This is a genomic window from Acuticoccus kandeliae, from assembly GCF_003073115.1.
This window is the reverse complement of sequence record NZ_QBBV01000016.1, coordinates 1-736: the sequence shown is the minus strand read 5'-3', so window position 1 is coordinate 736 and position 736 is coordinate 1. Positions and strand designations below refer to the sequence as shown.

Sequence of the window (736 nt, the reverse complement as noted above, 5' to 3'; positions counted from 1 at the left end):
AGACGTGTGCTCGTCCGATCTGGCGACGGCCGCATCCGCATCGAGGACGGCGACCGGTTCTGGAAGATCACGTTGATCCCGGACGACGGCGGCGAGGAGATCGTCTACGAGAAGCTGTCCAAGCGGCAGTGGCTCGGGATGACCACCGTCGACGGCACCGAGCGTCCGCTCGCGGACGGCGACCACGTGACGGTCGGCCAGCTGCTCCTCGAGGGCATGGCGGACCCGCACGAGGTGCTGCGTGTCATGGGCCCGCGTGAGGTGCAGCTGCACCTCGTGCGTGAGGTGCAGAAGGTGTACCGCACGCAGAGCGTGGACATCCACGACAAGCACATCGAGGTCATCGTCCGGCAGATGCTGCGCCGGGTCACGATCATCGACTCGGGTGCGACCGAGTTCCTGCCCGGTGCACTGGCCGAGCGGGGCGAGTTCGAGTCCGAGAACCGCCGGGTCGTCGCCGAGGGTCTGGAGCCGGCCTCGGGCCGTCCGGTCCTGATGGGGATCACCAAGGCCTCGCTGGCGACGGAGTCGTGGCTGTCCGCGGCCTCGTTCCAGGAGACCACCCGCATCCTCACCGATGCCGCGATCAACGGGAAGCGCGACAAGCTCGTCGGGCTCAAGGAGAACGTGATCATCGGTAAGCTGATCCCGGCCGGTACCGGCATCAACCGGTACCGCAACATCCAGGTCCAGCCGACCGAGGAGGCCCGCGCGGCCGCCTACGCGCTGCCGAGCA

The 736-nt window shown here is 68.1% G+C and carries 1 pseudogene; it reads left to right on the top strand.

From position 1 onward, the window contains the following. Positions 1 to 736: pseudogene (locus DBV35_RS29055) on the top strand (DNA-directed RNA polymerase subunit beta'); the annotation flags it as partial.